The organism is Arthrobacter sp. Ld5 (genome assembly GCF_051172775.1).
Classification (GTDB): domain Bacteria; phylum Actinomycetota; class Actinomycetes; order Actinomycetales; family Micrococcaceae; genus Arthrobacter_D.
On record NZ_JBPKBO010000019.1, the window covers coordinates 98,565 to 116,089 of the forward strand.

The window sequence follows — 17,525 nt, forward strand, 5'->3', positions numbered from 1 at the left end:
CTGGAGGAAGTCGACAATCACCGGAGCAGCCGGTGCGACTCCGGCCCGCTGAAGGAGTGTGTGCCATGCAGCCAGCCGAGAAGACCGCCGCCCATCCGGTCCGCAGCCGCCCGTCCTCCGGACGACGGCCCGGACGACGGTGGGATGCCACCGATCTCTCGCTGATCGCGGTCTTCGCCGCCCTCATCGCCGCCCTTGCAATCCTACCCGGTATCCCGGTGGGCCCGCTCGGGGTGCCCATCACGCTCCAGACCCTCGGGGTCATGCTCGCGGGGATCGTGCTCGGGCCGGCACGCGGGACAGCCGCCGTCCTGCTCTACCTGGTCGCCGGGCTGATCGGGTTGCCGGTCTTCAGCGGGTTCAGCGGGGGCTTCGGCGTGCTGGCCGGGCCGTCCGCGGGATACCTCCTGGCGTTCCCCCTCGCGGCCCTCGTCGCGGGGCTCCTCGCCGTCGTCGTCCTGCGCCGGCAGCGGTTCCGCGCCCCCCTCCTCTTCATCGCGTGCCTCGCGGCGAGCCTGGTGACCATCCACCCGCTCGGTATCGCGGGCCTCATGGTCAATGCGGGCCTGCCGCTGCGGGACGCCGTGATCGTGGACGCCGCCTACCTGCCCGGCGATGTGCTCAAGAACATCCTGGCCGCGGTCATCGCCGTGTCGGTGCACCGCGCCTTCCCCCGGCTGCTCGCCGGGCGCGCACCGCGTGATTGAGTTCGCGGGGGCGCAGGTGCGCGTGGACGGCGGCCGGACCATCCTCGAGGCCACCCTGACGCTCCGCGAGCGGCGGATCTCGGTGATCGGTGCCAACGGATCCGGCAAGTCGACCCTGCTGCGCCTCATCAACGGACTGCTCGTCCCGTCCACCGGTACGGTCACCGTCTTCGGGCGGGACACCCGGACGGAAGGGCGGGCGGTGCGGCGCTCCGTCGGCTTCGTGTTCACGGATCCGCTGTCGCAGCTCGTCATGCCGACGGGCCGCGAGGACGTGGAGCTGTCCCTGCGGACGCGGAGGCTCCCGCCGGCCGAGCGTCACCGGCGGGCGGAGGACGTCCTGCGGCGCTTCGGCGTGGAGCACCTCGCGGACCGCAGCATCTACGACCTCTCCGGCGGCGAACGGCAGATCCTCGCGCTCGCCGTCGTGCTCGCCGTGGAGCCACGGATCCTCGTCGCCGACGAGCCGACCACGCTGCTGGACCTGCGGAACGACGCCCGGGTCCGGGCGGTCATCGCCGGCCTGGAGCAGCAGGTCGTCTTCACGACGCACAACCTGGACTTCGCCCTCGAGGCCGAGAGGACGCTGGTCGTCGACGGCGGCGCCGTCGTCTTCGACGGTCCACCCGCCGACGCCGTGGCGCACTACCGCTCGCTCGTCTCGCCGCCGGTGCCCGGGCCGTGAGGGGCTTCGGCGGCACGATCGGCCTCTACGAGCCCGGCAGCGGCTTCCTGTACCGCACGCCGCTGCCCGTCAAGGCCGCCGCGTCCCTCGCCTGCGCGGGCGTCGTCCTCGCCTGGCGCTCGCCCTCCGTCACCGGCGTCGCGCTGGTCCTGACCGTCGGCGCGCTGCTGCTCGGGGCGCACGTGTCCCCCGTGCGGATCCTGCGGATGCTCCTGCCGGCGGCGCCCGTCCTCGGGGTCCTCGCGCTCTACCAGGGCTGGCTGCAGGGATGGTCCGCCGCGTTCGGCGTCGTGGGCGGGATCATCGCCTGCCTGCTCGCGGCGCGGGCCCTGACGCTCACGACACCCACGCAGACCATGCTCGACGGCGTGGTCCGGCTGGCCCGCCCCCTCCGCGTCCTGGGCGCGCAACCGGAGCGCTTCGCCCTCGCGCTGTCCGTCATGCTGCGCAGCATCCCCTACCTGGCCGGACTGTTCGTCGACGTCAGGGAGGCCGCGAAGGCGCGGGGCCTCGACCGCAGCCCGCGGATCGCCGTGACGCCCCTCGTGATCGGCGCCGTCGCCTACGCGCACCGGACCGGCGAGGCCCTCGCGGCGCGAGGCCTCGGTGACCACGACGACGGGGACGACGACGGGGACGACGACGGCCGGGACGCCCGCCCGGGAGCATAGTCGACGCGCCGCAGCCACAGGATCAGGGCCAGGCCATCCGCCCGGCGGTGAGACCGGCGCGGGCCGCGGTTCCCCGGTGTCATCCCCGAGCCGGCTGCCAGCGGAACCGCCGGATCGCTGCCGCTCCGGCGGCCCCGGCCCACACCGCCAGCACCAGGAGATCCAGCCACGGCGTCGTGGACCCGGAGGCATCCCACGCCGCGACCAACCCGTTCTGCAGGTGTTTGAGGGGGAAGAACGAGCCGACGGTGTCCATCCAGGCCGGTCCATCGTTCAGGAACACGTCCGAGAAGAAGGAAAGGAGGAAGAGGACGGCCAGGCCCACGGTGCCGACCGCCCGCGCACTGGGCACCAGCGCGGTCAGCAGGAACCCGCAGGCTGCCAGGCTCAGCGCGCCGATCAGGAGCACCACCAGCCCGAGCAGCAGCCCGGCCGCGCCGATCCTGAGACCGTAGGCGACCGCCCCGAGCAGGAGGATCGCGGCGAGGATCACCAGGGTGAGCGTGAAGCCCGCGACGGTCCTCCCGGCGAGATACCCGACGACCGGCAGCGGCGTCCCCCGCAGTCGCTTGAGCAGGCCCGTGTCCCGGGCCCGGGCGACACGCTCCGCGAGGTTCATGAACAGGGCGACGCCCGCGCCCCAGGTGACCATGCTGGCCCCGATGACCAGGGCGGCGGGTCGACCGTCGGCCAGGGTGTCGCCCGGCTGGACGGTGACCAGGAGCGCGAAGAGGCCCACCGGCATGAGGACCGAGAAGAACACGTCACCCGGCCGGCGGGCGATGCCGCGGAGAGCAGCCCCGGCCTGGCCCGCGAGAAGGGCGAGGGCGGAGGGCCGGCGGACCGCCACGGCGCCGAGCCCTCGTGGGGCCGGTCCCCCGGACGACGGCGGCGTCGACCGGGGCGGTCGCCGCCGTGCAGACCCGGCGGACGGCGACCGGTACCGCTCCCACCGGAAGGCACCGAGGCTGACCAGCGTGCCGGCGACGAGCCACCCCGCGATGACCGCAAGCTCCGCCGGGTTCCAGCCGCCCCCGGGGAGGTAGGGGTCGAACTGGCTCCGCAGGGAGTCCGTATAGGGCTTCAGCGGGAACACGGAGGCGACCGCGTCGAGCCAGGCCGGCAGCGCGGCCCCCACGAAGAAGAGGCCCGAGATGAAGGAGAGCACCACCGCGGAACCGATCGACGCGGCTTCCGCGATGGAGGCGGTCCTGCTCAGCGACCCGATCGCAAGACCCATGGCCGCGAACGTCAGGGTCCCGAGGACCAGCGTCACGGCGGTGGCGAGGAGCGTCTCCGTGCGCAGCCGGACGTCGTAGAGCAGGACGCTGAGCAGCACCGTCACCACGAGGGAGCCGAGGGCGAACAGCAGGGCCGCGCCGATCTGCCCGAAGAAGTAGGCCCAGGCCGGGAGGGGGGTCCCCCGACGGCGCTTCAGCACCCCGGTCTCCCTGGCCTCCGCCACCGCGATCGCCACCGGCGGCAGGGTGGCGAAGAACGTGCCCATCGCGATGGCGATCGGTGCGGCGAACTGCATGACCCGGACGCCGTCCGGCCCCACGGCGTCGTTGCCGGCGAGCAGGCCGAGCACGAAGAGCCAAAGCAGCGGCATCACGAAGGTGAAGATCAGCACCACCTGGGTCCGCCACAGCGCGAGGACGGCATGCACCAGCTGGTCGCGGGCCATCGAGGCGGCGCTGACCGGGACGGCCTGCCCCCGGACGGCGCTTCCGACGCCGGCGTCCATCACGCCCTCCCCGGGGGTGCCTCGGCGTCCTCCCGCTCCGCCGTCGCCGCCGAGCCCACGAGCGCCAGGTAGGCGTCCTCGAGGGAGGGACGGCGGACCTCGAGGGCCGGGAGTTCGAGCCGGTGTTCGAGCGCCCAGCCGGAGAGGGCATGGAGCACCGCGGCCGGATGCATCGTGGACAGCGTCCACCCCGCTCCGTCGGGCAGGGGCCTGCCGCCCAGTTCGGGGAGCCTCTCCACGGGGATCCCGCGCGGCAGGCGGAACGACACCACGACGCTGCGCTGCCCGGCGGTCAGTTCCGCCGGCGTCCCGAGCGCCACGATGCGGCCCTCGACCATCACGGCCACGCGATCGGCGAGGTGTTCCGCCTCGTCGAGGTAGTGCGTGGTCAGGAGCACGGTCTTCCCCAGGTCGCGGAGGCCTTCCACCAGCCCCCACGCCTGGTGCCGGGCGGAGGGGTCGAACCCGGTGGTGGGTTCGTCGAGGAAGAGCATCTCCGGGTCGCCGACCAGGCCGAGGGCGAGGTCGAGCCGGCGACGCTGGCCCCCCGAGAGGGTCTTCACCCGCGCCTTCCGCTTCGCCGAGAGCCCCACCTGGTCGATCAGGGCGTCCGCCCCCACCCGGCGCGGGTAGAGCCCGCGCTGCAGGTTCACGAGTTCGAGGACGGTGAAGTCGTCCTCGAACCCGGCGTCCTGCAGGACGATCCCGATGCGCTCGAGGAAGGCGCGGGGGTGCGTCGCCGGGTCGAAGCCAAGGACCGACACGGTGCCGGCGTCGGCGCGCCGGTGCCCCTCCAAAATCTCGACGGTCGTCGTCTTCCCGGCCCCGTTCGGTCCGAGGAGGGCGAACACCTCGCCGGCATCAACGCTGAAGGACACACCGTCGACGACGAGGAGGTCGCCGTAGGACTTCCGGAGATCCCGGACCTCTACCGCCGCCATCCTGTGTCCCCTCTGGTCGGTCGTCCGGGACCAAGGCTAGGACCGCCGGGGCACGCAGGTCAGGGCCGAAGGACCTCCCGGACGCGAGGAAGGGCGGTCCCAGCCTTCGCTGGAACCGCCCTCCCGTCCCGCCGTCGGACCGCTCAGATGTTGAAGCCGAGGGCCCGCATCTGGTCGCGGCCGTCCTCGGTGATCTTCTCCGGACCCCACGGCGGCATCCACACCCAGTTCAGGCGCCACTCGTCCACGACGCCGTCGAGCGCCTGGCCCACCTGCTCCTCGAGCACGTCGGTGAGCGGGCAGGCCGCCGTCGTCAGGGTCATGTCGATCAGGAGGGCGCCGTCCTCCGCGTACTTCAGGCCGTACAGGAGACCGAGGTCGACGATGTTCACGCCGAGCTCCGGGTCGATCACGTCCCGCAGCGCTTCCTCGATGTCATCCAGCGCGGTCTGCGCCTGCTGCACATCACTCATCGAACTCTTCCTCTCAGGCTGGTGTCCTCTGACGCGGTGGGGCTACGCCTCGACCGCGGCCTGTGCCGTGAACCGATCGTAGCCCTCTTCCTCGAGGCGGTCCGCGAGTTCCGGCCCGCCCTGTTCGGCGATCCTGCCGCCCACGAACACGTGGACGAAGTCCGGCTTGATGTACCGCAGGATCCGCGTGTAGTGCGTGATGAGCAGCGTACCCATCTCACCCTTCGCGTGCTCACGGTTGACGCCCTCCGAGACGACCTTCAGGGCGTCGACGTCGAGGCCGGAGTCGGTCTCGTCGAGGATCGCGAACCTGGGGCGGAACAGCTCGAGCTGCAGGATCTCCACGCGCTTCTTCTCGCCGCCCGAGAAGCCCTCGTTGACGTTGCGCTGCGCGAAGTCGGCGTCGATACGCAGCTGCGCCATGGCCGTCTTGACGTCCTTGGTCCAGTGGCGCAGGCTCGGGGCTTCGCCGTCGAGGGCCGTCTTGGCCGTCCGCAGGAAGTTCGTCATCGTGACGCCGGGTACCTCGACCGGGTACTGCATGGCCAGGAACAGTCCGGCGCGGGCCCGCTCGTCGACGCTCATGGACAGCACGTCCTCGCCGTCGAGGGTGATCGTGCCGCTGTCGACCTTGTAGCGGGGGTGGCCGGCGATGGTCGACGCGAGGGTCGACTTCCCGGAGCCGTTGGGGCCCATGATCGCGTGGGTCTCGCCGGTGTTGATGGTCAGCGTGACACCGTTGAGGATGGGGACGTTGCCCTGCTCGGTGTCGATGCTGACGTGCAGGTCCTTGATTTCAAGTGTGGACATCGTGTTCTTTCTCCTTCGCCTGCTATGCAGGAGGTGTGCAGGAAGTAGGTGGGGCTGGGGCCGCTAGCCGAGCTGCGGGGTGGCTGCTCCGTTTGTGACCGTCGTGACGTCGACGTAGACGTTGCCGTCGTGGATCTCCAGCGCGAAGACCGGGACCGGTTCGTACGCCGGGAGCTGCAGCGGGGCGCCGCTGCGGAGGTCGAACTGGGAGCCGTGGCCCCAGCATTCGATGGCGCACCCCTCGACGTCGCCCTCGGACAGGGAGATGTCCGCGTGCGAGCAGGTGTCGCCCAGCGCGTGGATGTCGCCTTCGGAGTCACGGACGATCGCCACGGGGTAGTCGTCGATGAGCACGCGCAGGGCCTGCTTGACCTGGATGTCGTCGACGCTGCAGATCAGCTCGCCGCGGGGCGTCTCGGACATCAGAGGTTGCCTGCCGCGAGTTCGCGCTCGACCGACTCCGACAGCCGCTCCTCGAGCGCGGGCACCCTGATCTGCTGGATGACCTCGGTGAGGAAGCCGCGCACCACGAGACGGCGGGCCGCCTTCTCGGGGATGCCGCGCGCCATCAGGTAGAACAGGTGCTCGTCGTCGAACCGGCCCGTGGCACTGGCGTGGCCTGCACCCTCGATGAGTCCCGTCTCGATCTCCAGGTTGGGGACCGAGTCCGAGCGCGCGCCGTCCGTGAGGATCAGGTTGCGGTTCGTCTCGTAGGTGTCCGTGCCCTCGGCCGCCTTGCGGATCAGGACGTCGCCCACCCAGACGGTGTGCGCGTCCTGTCCCTGCAGCGCGCCCTTGTAGGTCACCCGGGACTTGCAGTTCGGGACCGCGTGGTCCACCAGGAGGCGCTGCTCGAGGTGCTGTCCGGCATCGGCGAAGTACAGGCCGTACATCTCGACCTCGGCGCCGGTGGCGGTGAAGATGGACGACGGCGTGAGGCGCACGAGGTCGCCGCCCAGGCTGACGACGACGTGCTTGTACCGGGCGTCGCGTCCCACCTTCGCCTGCTGCGAGGACACGTGCACGGCGTCGTCGTCCCATTCCTGGACGCTGACGACCGTGAGTTCGGCGCCGTCGCCCACCACGATCTCGACGTTCTGGGCGAGCGTGACGGAGCCCGTGTGGTCCAGGACCACGACGGCCTTCGAGAACGCCTCGGCGTGGATGAGGATGTGCTGCGCGGCGGCGCCGGGTGAGGACCCCGTGACGCTGACCATCACCTCGCCGTCGGCGGCGGTCTCGCGCGGGACGGTGATCACCGTGGCCTCGGTGAAGGCGTTCCACGCGGCGGCCGACACGCGGTCCTCCGGCGTGGCGGCCGACCCGAGCCGGGAGTCGCCGCGGCCCACGGTCTCGACGGTGACGTTGCCGGCACCCGTGACGGCGACGGCGGGCGCTGCGCCGTCGAGCGCGTCGGTGTGCAGGCCGCGGAGGCGCTTCAGCGGCGTGAACCGCCAGTCCTCCTCGAGGCCGGTCAGCGGCGGGAAGTCCGCGAGGTCGAAGGACCGGCGGCGCTCACCGCGCGAGGCCTCGGGGATGACCGGTGCGTTGCCGTGGCTGTGCTTCTTGAAGCCGAGCTGCTCGACCCCGTCGTCGCCCCCGGGCAGGCTCTCGCCCTCCTCGGTGAAGCCGTCGATGACGGCGCGGGTGTCCACTGTGCCGGAGGGAACACCTATACGTGCCTTGTCGGCCGCACGTCCGAGCTCGGTCCGCTCCCCCTCGGACGTGGTGTCGGGTGAGATCTGTGTCGTGTCAGCCATTGCTAGCCCACGGCCCCTTCCATCTGCAGTTCGATCAGCCGGTTCAGCTCGAGCGCGTACTCCATGGGCAGCTCGCGCGCGATCGGCTCGATGAAGCCGCGCACGATCATGGCCATGGCCTCGTCCTCGGGGAGCCCGCGGGACATGAGGTAGAACAGCTGCTCCTCGCTGACGCGCGACACGGTGGCCTCGTGGCCCATGGTGACGTCGTCCTCGCGGATGTCCACGTACGGGTACGTGTCTGAGCGCGAGATGGTGTCCACGAGCAGCGCGTCGCAGCGCACCGTATTGGCCGAGTGCTTCGCGCCGTCCCGGACCTGGACGAGTCCGCGGTAGGCGGCGCGTCCGCCGCCACGCGCCACGGACTTCGAGATGATCGAGGACTTGGTGTTGGGCGCGATGTGGACCATCTTCGACCCGGTGTCCTGGTGCTGTCCCTCACCGGCGAAGGCGATGGAGAGCGTCTCCCCCTTGGCGTGCTCGCCGACGAGGTACACGGCCGGGTACTTCATGGTGACCTTGGAACCGATGTTGCCGTCGATCCACTCCATGGTGGCGCCCTCGTGGGCGACGGCGCGCTTGGTCACCAGGTTGTACACGTTGTTCGACCAGTTCTGGATGGTGGTGTAGCGGACGCGGGCGCCCTTCTTCACCACGATCTCGACGACGGCCGAGTGCAGGGAGTCCGAGGTGTAGATCGGGGCGGTGCAGCCCTCGATGTAGTGCACGTACGAGTCCTCGTCCGCGATGATCAGCGTCCGCTCGAACTGGCCCATGTTCTCGGTGTTGATGCGGAAGTACGCCTGCAGGGGGATCTCGACGTGGACGCCCTTGGGCACGTAGACGAACGAGCCGCCCGACCAGACGGCCGTGTTCAGCGACGCGAACTTGTTGTCGCCCACGGGGATGATCGTGCCGAAGTACTCCTTGAAGATCTCGGGGTGCTCGCGCAGCGCGGTGTCGGTATCGAGGAAGAGGACACCCTGGCGTTCGAGGTCCTCGCGCAGCTGGTGGTAGACCACCTCGGACTCGTACTGGGCCGCGACGCCGGAGACCAGGCGCGCACGCTCCGCCTCGGGGATGCCGAGCTTCTCGTACGTGTTCCGGATGTCCTCGGGGAGGTCCTCCCACGTGTTCGCTTGCTTCTCGGTGGAGCGGACGAAGTACTTGATGTTGTCGAAGTCGATGCCGGAGAGGTCGGCGCCCCAGGCGGGCATGGGCTTGCGGTCGAAGTACTTCAGGCCCTTGAGGCGGAGGTCGAGCATCCATTCGGGCTCGTTCTTCTTCGCGGAGATGTCGCGGACGACTTCCTCGCTCAGCCCGCGGCGCGCGTTGTCGCTCGCCTCGTTCTTGTCGGCCCACCCGTACTGGTAGGTCCCGATGCCCTCGAGCTCGGGGTTCTTCTCGAGGATGTCGGTGATCACCGACTCCGGCACTGCCGATGCAGCGGGCGTGCGGTCTACTTGATCCGTCATCATGGCCTTCCTTGCTGATGGATGGATAACGTTGCTGGGCTGCTGGGCGGGACGGTGCCGGGATCCGCCTGCGCGGGTCCCGGGGTGTCCGGGCCGACCGGCGCGGCCGTGGCCGCCGTCGTCCGTCCCAGGGGAATGTGGGTGGTGCAGACGTGCCCGCCGGCGGCCAGGGTGGACAGCCGCCGGACGTCGACGCCGAGCAGGCGGGCGAAGACGCCGGTCTCCTGGTCGCAGAACGCCGGGAAGGCCGAGGCCAGGCCCTGGATGGGGCAGTGTCCCTGGCACAGCTGGACGCTGAGCATCACGGGCCGGGCCGCCGAGGGGCCCGTCCGCGGCGCGTCGCCCTGCGGGAGGCCGACCGTCTTGGTGGACCCGACGAAACCGTCGGTGGTCAGGGCGCCGGCGAGGGCGTGGGCACGGGCGGCGAGGTCGGGACCTGCGGCCTCGACGATCGGCCGGTACCGCTCCTCCATGCCGGAGAAGCGTGTGCGGGCGAATTCCTCGATGGCTTCGGGACCCCCGGTCTCACCGAGCTGCGCGAGCGCCGCGACGGCGATGTCCAGGTAGTCGTTGCCGAGCCGGGACTGCCCGCGGCGGCTGAGCACGTAGCGCCGGGCCGGGCGTCCCGCGCCGCCGGCCGACCCGCGGACGCGCTTGACCTCGATGAGGCCGTCGGTGGACAGCGCGTCGAGGTGGCGCCGCATGGCGGCAGGCGTGAATCCGAGGCTGTCGCCGAGCTCCGTCGCGCTGACCGGGCCGCGTTCGAGGACGGCCGCGAGGACACGGTCCCGCGTGCGTTCGTCGGAGTCCGGGGAGACGATCTGCGCCGCGCGGGCCGGCGCCCGGACAGCAGGCGTAGACGCCGCCGGAACGGCGGCGTGGGGTGATGCGGTCACGATCCATTCCCTCCGTCGGCGACAAAATACACAACACAAGCATGACCTAATGTATTCCGTGCCACCACTTAGGCGAGGCTACCCATCGGCGCCGTCGTGGCGCCTACTACCTGCCGTAGAATAAGCGGGTGCCGACATCTTCCCCCGCCCTCGAGATCGACGGTCTCGTCAAGGACTTCGGCCCGGTCGGCGCCCTCGACGGCCGGATGGTCCGCGTGCTCGACGGCGTCAGCCTGCGGGCCGAGCACGGCGCGGTGACCGTCCTCCTGGGCGCCAACGGCGCCGGCAAGACGACGACCCTCGAATGCGCGCAGGGCCTGCAGCGCGCCGACGGCGGCCGGGTCCGCCTGCTCGGCGAGGATCCGTCCCGGGCCACGCCGCACCTGCGCGCGCGTGTCGGGGTGATGCTGCAGGACGGCGGGCTCCCGCCGTCGGTGCGCCCGCTGGCCCTCCTCCGCCACGTCGCGTCCATGTACGCGAACCCCCTGCCCGTCGCCGCCCTGGCGGAGCACCTCGGACTCGACGAGTTCGGGGCCGTCTCCATCCGGCGGCTCTCCGGTGGGCAGAAGCAGCGCCTCGCCCTGGCCTGCGCGCTGGTGGGCCGGCCCGAGGTCGTCTTCCTCGACGAGCCGAGCGCCGGCCTCGACCCGCAGTCCCGCACCATCGTGTTCGACCTCATCCGCCAGCTCCGCGCCGACGGCCTGGCCGTCATCCTGACCACGCACCTGCTCGACGACGCCCAGAAGCTCGCCGACTACGTGTACATCCTCGAGGGAGGCCGCACCGTCGCCGAGGGCACCGTCGCGTCGCTCACGGCGGACAGCGGGGCGGACGGCGCCCGCGAACTGCGCTTCGAGACCGTGCCGGGCCTCTCGTTCCCGCCCGATCTCCTCCCCCACCTGCTCCAGCGTGAGACGGAACCGGGACAGTACGTGCTCCGCGGACCGCTCACGGCGGACGACGTCGCCCGGCTGGCCCGGTGGTGGGACGCATGCGGGGTGATGCCCACGGCGATCTCCATGGCGCCGCGCTCGCTCGAGGACGTCTTCCTCGACATCTCCGGACGGAGCATCCGATGACCCTTCACGCACCGGTTCCCGCCGGGACGCCGGCCCCTCCGTCGGCCGCCGGTGCCGCGGCCCCGCTGCCGGCCCGGGTCCTGCGCCACGGCGCCTACGAGGCGCTGGCCATGCTCCGCAACGGGGAGCAGCTGGTCCTCGCGATCGTCCTGCCGCTCCTCGCGCTCACGGCGCTGGTCCTCACGCCGCTGCTGGACGCCTACGGGCCGAGCAGGATCGACGTCGCGGCCCCCGGCGTCCTCGCCCTCTGCACCATGTCCACGGCCTTCACCGGCCAGGGCATCGCGACGGGGTTCGACCGCCGCTACGGGGTCCTGCGCTTCCTGTCGACGACGCCGCTCGGCCGGTCGGGCCTGATCCTCGGCAAGGCGGTCGCGGTCGCCGTCGTGCTGGCCGTCCAGCTCGTCGTGATCGGCGGAGCCGCCCTCCTGATGGGCTGGACGCCCGACCCCGCGGGGATCCTGCCCGCGGCCCTGCTGCTGCTCCTCGGGTCGGCGGCCTTCACCGCGCTCGGGCTCCTCGTGGCCGGGACGCTCCGCCCGGAGGCGACCCTCGCGGTCACCAACCTGGTGTGGATCCTGCTCGCCGCCGCCGGCGGCGTGATCATCCCGGCGGCGAGCCTGCCTGCCGCCGCCGAACCGTTCGTCTCGGTGCTCCCTTCCGCCGCCCTGGGCGACGGTCTCCGGAGCGCCCTGCTGGACGGCGTGTTCGACCCCATCGCGTGCCTGGTCCTCCTGGCCTGGGCCGTCGTCGCCAGCCTGGCGGCCATCCGCTGGTTCAAATGGAGCTGACAGCATGACTCTTCCCCCGCTCGCCCGCCTCACCGGCGCACTCCCCCGCACCACCACGCCCGTGGTGCGGCGGCTGGCCGTTGCCTCCCTCGTCTCGCAGATCGCCATCGTGGTGACCGGCGGGGCCGTGCGCCTCACGGCGTCGGGGCTCGGCTGCCCGGAGTGGCCCCGCTGCACGGCGGACTCCATCGTCACCACGCCGGAGATGGGCTTCCACGGGGTGATCGAGTTCGGCAACAGGCTGCTGACCTTCGTGCTCGTCGCCATCGCCGTGGCCATGATCGTCGCCGTGCTCGGCATGCGCCGGGAGCGGAAGGACCTGTTCCGCCTGTCGATCGGGCTCTTCCTCGGCATCCCCGCGCAGGCGGTCATCGGCGGCATCACCGTGTGGACCGGACTGAACCCCTGGGTCGTTGGCCTGCACTTCGTCGTGTCGATGATCCTCGTCGCCGTCGCGATGGTGCTCGTCAACCGGGCCCGTCTCGACGCCGCGCAGTATCGGAGCCGGCGTGCGCCCGCCGCACCACCGCTGCTGCGCCAGCTGCTCCTGACCTCGACCGTGCTCACGTCGATCGCCATCCTGCTCGGTGTCGTCGTCACCGGGTCCGGCCCGCATGCGGGTGACCACGGCGCCGCCCGCAACGGGCTCGACTCTGACCTGATGACGCGCCTGCACGCCCTCCCGGTGTATCTCCTGGTCGCCACGGTCGCCCTCGCCGTCGTGGTCGCCTACCGGTCCGCGGTCCACGCGAAGCTGTGCAAGGCGCTGGTGCTGCTGGCCGTGATCGTCCTGCTGCAGGGGGCCGTCGGGTACGTGCAGCACTTCCTCCACCTGCCCATCGCGCTCGTGGCGCTCCACATGCTCGGTGCGTCCCTGCTCATGGCCGCGGCCGTCCACGCGCAGTACACCGGTACCACGCGGAGGACCCTGCCGGGCACGACGGCTGCGACCCGGATGCCGCAGGCCGTCTCCTAGACGGCATCGCCGCCGGCCGGCCGGCCGGTCCGTCCGGGAGGCCCGGCGCCGGTCAGCCGGCGTCGAGCTCCGCCTCGAGGACGTCGAGGAGCCGCCCGAGTTCGCGCAGCTCGGAGCCCGGGCTCGGCAGCAGCGGCGGCCGGGGATCCCCGGCCGCGACACCGCAGGCACGTGCCAGGAGGTGCAGGCCGCTGATCTTGCGCAGCCCCGCGACGTGGTCGACGAGCGGTGCGAGTACGCGCCGGATCCGCTCCGCCCCCGCCCGGTCCCCGCCGACGACGGCGTCGCGGAGGCCGGCGTAATAGGCAGGCAGGAGCGCGGCCGGCCCGCTGTGCCAGGCATCGGCGGCCACCTCGCCGGTCATCATCAGGAGGTCGCCGCTGACGCCGTGGCTGAACGGTCCCCGGACGAGCCGGGCCAGTTCGGCGTAGCGGGCGTTGAACGTCAGGGCGTCAGCGGCGGTGTCCTTGAACGCGACGACGTCGGGGAGCAACGACAGTTCGGCCACCACCTGCAGCGAGTAGTCGAACTGGGTGGTGCCCGGGTTGTTGTAGAGGCAGATCGGCAGGTCCGTCGCCTCGTCCACCGCCCGGACCTGCGCCAGGACCTCGTCGTCGGTGAGGGGCACGTAGGAGACCGGCGAGAGCACCAGGCCGGATGCCCCCGCCTCCTGGGCGTCCGTTGCCGACTCCAGCACCTCGCGCGTGCCGACCGAGCTGATGCCCACGGCCACGGGGAGCCGGCCGTCCACGGCCTCGATGGCCGTGCGCGCCACCCGGGCCCGTTCGCCGCGGTCCAGGTAGGCGAAGCTCCCGGAGGAGCCGAGGACCGTGAGGGCGTCGACCCTCGTGGAGGCGAGTCCGTCCACGAGGCCCCGGAGGTCCGGGAGGGAGACGGAGCCGTCCGGCAGGAACGGGGTCAGGGGGTAGGCGATCAGGCCGGTGAAGTCCATGAGTGCAAGCCTAGGGCCAGCAGGGCCTGGTCGAGGCTCCGGGCAGGACCCGGTCTCGCGGATCCTGCCGGGTCAGGCGAGGACTGCGGGGCCGACGAACGGATCGATCGCCAGGGCCAGGAAGAGGACCGTGAGGTAGCTGATCGAACCGTGGAAGACCTTCATCGCGGCCTTCGGGTGCAGCTCCCCGCGGTGCGCGAGCGAGTACAGCCGGTGGGACTCCCGCAGGAACCAGGCGCCCCCGGCGATCGCGGCGACCGTGTACACCCAGCCCGCGCCGGCCGGGACCAGCAGCAGCGAGCAGGCCACCATCGCCCAGGCGTACAGGACCACCTGCACGGAGACCGCGCGGGCGCCGGCGATGGCCCCGAGCATCGGCACGTTGGCCGCGTTGTAGTCGTCGCTGTACTTCATGGACAGCGGCCAGTAGTGCGGAGGCGTCCACAGGAAGATGATGAGGAAGAGCACGACGGCGGGCCACTCGACGGCCTCTGTGACCGCGGCCCAGGCGATGAGGACGGGCATGCACCCCGCGGCTCCGCCCCACACGATGTTCTGCGACGTGCGGCGCTTGAGGACGAGCGTGTAGATCACCACGTAGAGGAAGATCGCGGCGATGCCCAGCATGCCGGCGAGCGGGTTGGCGCCGAACCAGAGCACGGCGATCGCGACGACGCCGAGGACCCAGGAGAAGACGAGCGCCTCCCGCGGCGTGACCTCGCCGGTGACGAGGGGCCGGTTCTCCGTGCGGTGCATCAGTTTGTCGATGTCACGGTCGATGTAGCAGTTGAAGGCGCCGGCACTGCCCGCCGCGAGGGCGCCGCCCACCATGGTCGCCAGGATCAGGCCGAGGGGCGGGAATCCTCCCTGCGCGAAGATCATCGTGGGAAGGGTGGTCACCAGGAGAAGCTCGATCACGCGGGGCTTGGTCAGCGCGAGATAGGCCTTCGCTTTGCGGCCGAAACCCTGACGGGCCTGCGGGGGACGTGCCGGAGCAGGAGCCTGCTGGGTCTTCACAAGGCAACACTTTCGTTTTTTCCGGAGTAAAAGACAAGGCCCATCATACCCTTTTACGGCCTGTAGAAATCGGGGGCGGCATCGCGCCCCCCGATGGGCCGCCATAGCATTCCGCACCGGAACGCAGGACATTGTTCGACTCGCACGTCCCCTCGCAGGCCGGACGGGATAGTGTGGGCTGGAAAGCCCGCTGAGGAGGCATGCCCGGAATAAGTGGTCCCGGCGCAGTGCTGTTCCCGGTCGGAGCGGACATTCGCAGGATTCAATGGTGAACGGCCGGCCCGACGGCGTGCCCGAGGCACGCCCCCGTCGTCGGCCGTTCCGGACAGGAAGGGGCCCGGAAACGTGCCGCAGACGCAAGAGCAGGAACTGACCTGGACAGAGCTCGACCAGAAGGCGGTCGACACGGTCCGCATCCTGGCGGCGGACGCCGTCGAGAAGGTGGGCAACGGACACCCCGGGACGGCCATGAGCCTCGCGCCGGCGGCCTACCTCCTCTTCCAGAAGCTCATGCGGCACGATCCGTCGGACCCCGAGTGGACCGGGCGCGACCGCTTCGTCCTCTCACCCGGCCACACCTCGCTCACCCTCTACATCCAGCTCTTCCTCTCGGGCTACGGCCTCGAACTCGATGACCTGAAGGCGCTGCGCACCTGGGGCTCCCTCACCCCGGGCCACCCCGAGTACCGCCACACCAAGGGCGTGGAGATCACCACCGGCCCCCTCGGCCAGGGCCTCGCGACGTCGGTCGGCTTCGCCTACGGCCAGCGCCGCCAGCGCGGCATGTTCGACGCCGACGCCCCCGCGGGCACCAGCCCCTTCGACCACACCGTCTGGGTCATCGCCTCCGACGGCGACCTGCAGGAGGGCGTCACGTCCGAGGCCTCCTCGCTCGCCGGGCACCAGGAACTCGGCAACCTCGTCGTGCTCTACGACGAGAACCACATCTCCATCGAGGACGACACCGACGTCGCGTTCACGGAGGACGTCCTGAAGCGCTACGAGGCCTACGGCTGGCACACGCAGCGCGTGGACTGGACGAAGACCGGCGAGTACGTGGAGGACGTCGCGGAACTGTACTCCGCGCTCGTCGCGGCGAGGAACGAGACCTCCCGTCCGAGCATCGTCTCGCTGCGGACCATCATCGGCTATCCGGCCCCGAACAAGCAGAACACCGGCAAGATCCACGGCTCGGCCCTCGGCGCCGACGAGGTCGCCGCCCTGAAGGAAGCCCTCGGCTTCGACCCCGAGCAGCACTTCGCCGTCGACCCCGAGGTCCTCGAGCACGCCCGCGGTGTGGTGCAGCGCGGCGCGGAGGCGCACAGCGCCTGGCAGGAGGGCTTCGACGCGTGGAAGGCGGGCCACGCCGAGGAGGCCGCACTGCTCGATCGCATCCAGGCACGCACCCTGCCCGAGGGCTGGGAGGCGAGCCTCCCCGGCTTCGAGGCGGGCAAGGACATGTCCACGCGAGCCGCCTCCGGCAAGGTCCTGACCGCGATCGGCCCCGTACTTCCCGAACTGTGGGGTGGCAGCGCCGACCTCGCCGAGTCGAACAACACGACGATCGAGGGGTCGCCGTCGTTCATCCCGGCGAGCCGCCAGACGAAGACCTGGTCCGGCGACCGGTACGGGCGCGTGCTGCACTTCGGCATCCGCGAACACGCCGCGGCCGCGATCGTCAACGGCATCGTGATGCACAGCAGCACGCGCGCCTTCTCCGGCACCTTCCTCATCTTCAGCGACTACCAGCGGCCCGCCGTGCGCCTCGGCGCCCTCATGGGCGTCCCGGCCATCTACGTCTGGACCCACGACTCCATCGGGCTCGGCGAGGACGGCCCCACGCACCAGCCCGTCGAGCAGCTCTCCTCGCTGCGCGCCATCCCCGGGCTCGACGTCGTCCGCCCCGGTGACGCGAACGAGGTCGCCGTCGCGTGGCGCACCATCCTCGAGAACACCGAGAACCCGGCCGGCATCGTCCTCACGCGCCAGAACATCCCCACCTACGAGCGGGGCGAGGGCGCCGCGACGGGTGACACGTTCGGTTCGGCCGAGGGCGTCGCGAAGGGCGGGTACGTGCTCGCCGAGGCGAAGAGCGGCACACCCGACGTCATCCTCATCGGTACGGGCTCCGAGGTGCAGCTCGCCGTCGAGGCACGCGAGCAGCTGGCGGCGCAGGGCATCGCGGCGCGCGTGGTCTCCATGCCGTGCCTCGAATGGTTCAACGCGCAGGACGCCGGCTACCGCGAGAGCGTCCTGCCCCGCACCGTCCGGGCCCGCGTGTCCGTCGAGGCGGGCGTCGCGCAGAGCTGGCACGGGATCGTCGGCGACGCCGGACGCATCGTCTCCCTCGAGCACTACGGGGCCTCCGCCGACTACAAGACCCTCTACCGCGAGTTCGGGATCACGGCGGACGCCGTCGTCGCCGCCGCGAAGGACTCCCTCGCAGCGGCCGCCGCCGATCCGCTGGCGCCGAACGGCTCCCCGGCCCTGCCGTCGGGCCACCGCGCCACCGAGACCGGGGACCAGCAGTAACCGACCCGTTCCA

Annotated in this window: 17 protein-coding genes; 7 read left to right on the forward strand and 10 right to left on the reverse strand. The window is 71.3% G+C overall.

Features of this window, described 5'->3' with window-relative positions; translation table 11 throughout:
• Positions 1-65: 65 nt before the first annotated feature.
• Genes ACSGDB_RS09605 through ACSGDB_RS09615 form a run of 3 tightly spaced genes read left to right on the forward strand, consistent with a single transcriptional unit; the run spans position 66 to position 2,063 of the window.
• Complete coding sequence (locus ACSGDB_RS09605) at positions 66-707, forward strand: biotin transporter BioY (protein ID WP_434994397.1); 642 nt, start codon at positions 66-68, stop codon at positions 705-707.
• Positions 700-1,392 (forward strand): energy-coupling factor ABC transporter ATP-binding protein, encoded by a 693-nt coding sequence (locus tag ACSGDB_RS09610; protein WP_434994398.1) that lies wholly within the window; start codon positions 700-702, stop codon positions 1,390-1,392. Before ACSGDB_RS09605 ends, ACSGDB_RS09610 begins: the two co-directional genes overlap by 8 nt.
• The gene (locus ACSGDB_RS09615) at positions 1,389-2,063 is read left to right on the forward strand and encodes an energy-coupling factor transporter transmembrane component T family protein (protein WP_434994399.1); all 675 of its coding nucleotides are present in this window, start codon (positions 1,389-1,391) and stop codon (positions 2,061-2,063) included. Before ACSGDB_RS09610 ends, ACSGDB_RS09615 begins: the two co-directional genes overlap by 4 nt.
• A 79-nt stretch (positions 2,064-2,142) precedes the next feature.
• On the opposite strand, the gene ACSGDB_RS09620 is transcribed toward ACSGDB_RS09615, so the two are convergent.
• From ACSGDB_RS09620 to ACSGDB_RS09655, 8 genes are all read right to left on the reverse strand, one after another.
• On the reverse strand, positions 2,143-3,810 hold the full coding sequence (locus tag ACSGDB_RS09620) for an ABC transporter permease (RefSeq protein ID WP_434994400.1): 1,668 nt from the start codon (positions 3,808-3,810) through the stop codon (positions 2,143-2,145).
• Positions 3,810-4,751: an ABC transporter ATP-binding protein gene (locus ACSGDB_RS09625; RefSeq protein ID WP_434994401.1), complete on the reverse strand. Its 942-nt coding sequence runs from the start codon at positions 4,749-4,751 to the stop codon at positions 3,810-3,812. Before ACSGDB_RS09625 ends, ACSGDB_RS09620 begins: the two co-directional genes overlap by 1 nt.
• A 143-nt stretch (positions 4,752-4,894) precedes the next feature.
• Positions 4,895-5,224, reverse strand: a complete 330-nt coding sequence (locus ACSGDB_RS09630) for a metal-sulfur cluster assembly factor (RefSeq protein ID WP_104120512.1) — start codon at positions 5,222-5,224, stop codon at positions 4,895-4,897.
• 42 nt (positions 5,225-5,266) lie between these two features.
• Positions 5,267-6,034, reverse strand: a complete 768-nt coding sequence (gene sufC, locus ACSGDB_RS09635; protein WP_434994402.1) for a Fe-S cluster assembly ATPase SufC — start codon at positions 6,032-6,034, stop codon at positions 5,267-5,269.
• 63 nt (positions 6,035-6,097) lie between these two features.
• Entirely contained in the window at positions 6,098-6,457 is a 360-nt protein-coding gene (locus ACSGDB_RS09640; protein ID WP_434994403.1) for a non-heme iron oxygenase ferredoxin subunit, read from the reverse strand.
• Positions 6,457-7,794: a Fe-S cluster assembly protein SufD gene (gene sufD, locus ACSGDB_RS09645; RefSeq protein WP_434994405.1), complete on the reverse strand. Its 1,338-nt coding sequence runs from the start codon at positions 7,792-7,794 to the stop codon at positions 6,457-6,459. The genes ACSGDB_RS09640 and sufD overlap by 1 nt, the downstream gene beginning before the upstream one ends.
• A gap of 2 nt (positions 7,795-7,796) precedes the next feature.
• On the reverse strand, positions 7,797-9,269 hold the full coding sequence (gene sufB / locus ACSGDB_RS09650; protein WP_434994406.1) for a Fe-S cluster assembly protein SufB: 1,473 nt from the start codon (positions 9,267-9,269) through the stop codon (positions 7,797-7,799).
• The gene (locus tag ACSGDB_RS09655) at positions 9,269-10,165 is read right to left on the reverse strand and encodes a helix-turn-helix transcriptional regulator (RefSeq protein ID WP_434994407.1); all 897 of its coding nucleotides are present in this window, start codon (positions 10,163-10,165) and stop codon (positions 9,269-9,271) included. Before ACSGDB_RS09655 ends, sufB begins: the two co-directional genes overlap by 1 nt.
• Before the next feature lie 128 nt (positions 10,166-10,293).
• On the opposite strand from ACSGDB_RS09655, the gene ACSGDB_RS09660 reads away from it, so the two are divergent.
• From ACSGDB_RS09660 to ACSGDB_RS09670, 3 genes are read left to right on the forward strand one after another with little or no spacing between them, the layout of a single operon-like run.
• Positions 10,294-11,244 carry an ABC transporter ATP-binding protein gene (locus ACSGDB_RS09660; protein WP_434994408.1) on the forward strand — a complete coding sequence of 317 codons (951 nt, stop codon included), beginning with the start codon at positions 10,294-10,296 and terminating at the stop codon, positions 11,242-11,244.
• Positions 11,241-12,035: an ABC transporter permease gene (locus ACSGDB_RS09665; protein WP_434994409.1), complete on the forward strand. Its 795-nt coding sequence runs from the start codon at positions 11,241-11,243 to the stop codon at positions 12,033-12,035. The genes ACSGDB_RS09660 and ACSGDB_RS09665 overlap by 4 nt, the downstream gene beginning before the upstream one ends.
• A 4-nt stretch (positions 12,036-12,039) precedes the next feature.
• Positions 12,040-13,011 (forward strand): COX15/CtaA family protein, encoded by a 972-nt coding sequence (locus ACSGDB_RS09670; RefSeq protein WP_434994410.1) that lies wholly within the window; start codon positions 12,040-12,042, stop codon positions 13,009-13,011.
• Between the two features lie 52 nt (positions 13,012-13,063).
• Here ACSGDB_RS09670 and ACSGDB_RS09675 read toward each other — a convergent pair whose 3' ends face one another.
• Positions 13,064-13,963 carry a dihydrodipicolinate synthase family protein gene (locus ACSGDB_RS09675; protein ID WP_434994411.1) on the reverse strand — a complete coding sequence of 300 codons (900 nt, stop codon included), beginning with the start codon at positions 13,961-13,963 and terminating at the stop codon, positions 13,064-13,066.
• A 72-nt stretch (positions 13,964-14,035) separates the two neighbouring features.
• Positions 14,036-14,980: a heme o synthase gene (locus tag ACSGDB_RS09680; RefSeq protein ID WP_434994412.1), complete on the reverse strand. Its 945-nt coding sequence runs from the start codon at positions 14,978-14,980 to the stop codon at positions 14,036-14,038.
• A gap of 345 nt (positions 14,981-15,325) precedes the next feature.
• Here ACSGDB_RS09680 and tkt point away from each other — a divergent pair, with 345 nt between their 5' ends.
• Entirely contained in the window at positions 15,326-17,512 is a 2,187-nt protein-coding gene (gene tkt / locus ACSGDB_RS09685) for a transketolase (RefSeq protein ID WP_434994414.1), read from the forward strand.
• The last annotated feature ends 13 nt before the right edge of the window (positions 17,513-17,525 follow it).

What these genes read in the sequence shown, in the direction of transcription:
- ACSGDB_RS09625 (WP_434994401.1), bottom strand. Translation starts at nt 4,751, where the DNA reads ATGGCGGCGGTAGAGGTCCGGGATCTCCGGAAGTCCTACGGCGACCTC.
- ACSGDB_RS09640 (WP_434994403.1), bottom strand. Translation starts at nt 6,457, where the DNA reads ATGTCCGAGACGCCCCGCGGCGAGCTGATCTGCAGCGTCGACGACATC.
- sufD (WP_434994405.1), bottom strand. Translation starts at nt 7,794, where the DNA reads ATGGCTGACACGACACAGATCTCACCCGACACCACGTCCGAGGGGGAG.
- sufC (WP_434994402.1), bottom strand. Translation starts at nt 6,034, where the DNA reads ATGTCCACACTTGAAATCAAGGACCTGCACGTCAGCATCGACACCGAG.
- ACSGDB_RS09605 (WP_434994397.1), top strand. Translation starts at nt 66, where the DNA reads ATGCAGCCAGCCGAGAAGACCGCCGCCCATCCGGTCCGCAGCCGCCCG.
- ACSGDB_RS09630 (WP_104120512.1), bottom strand. Translation starts at nt 5,224, where the DNA reads ATGAGTGATGTGCAGCAGGCGCAGACCGCGCTGGATGACATCGAGGAA.
- ACSGDB_RS09670 (WP_434994410.1), top strand. Translation starts at nt 12,040, where the DNA reads ATGACTCTTCCCCCGCTCGCCCGCCTCACCGGCGCACTCCCCCGCACC.
- sufB (WP_434994406.1), bottom strand. Translation starts at nt 9,269, where the DNA reads ATGACGGATCAAGTAGACCGCACGCCCGCTGCATCGGCAGTGCCGGAG.
- ACSGDB_RS09665 (WP_434994409.1), top strand. Translation starts at nt 11,241, where the DNA reads ATGACCCTTCACGCACCGGTTCCCGCCGGGACGCCGGCCCCTCCGTCG.
- ACSGDB_RS09675 (WP_434994411.1), bottom strand. Translation starts at nt 13,963, where the DNA reads ATGGACTTCACCGGCCTGATCGCCTACCCCCTGACCCCGTTCCTGCCG.
- ACSGDB_RS09620 (WP_434994400.1), bottom strand. Translation starts at nt 3,810, where the DNA reads ATGGACGCCGGCGTCGGAAGCGCCGTCCGGGGGCAGGCCGTCCCGGTC.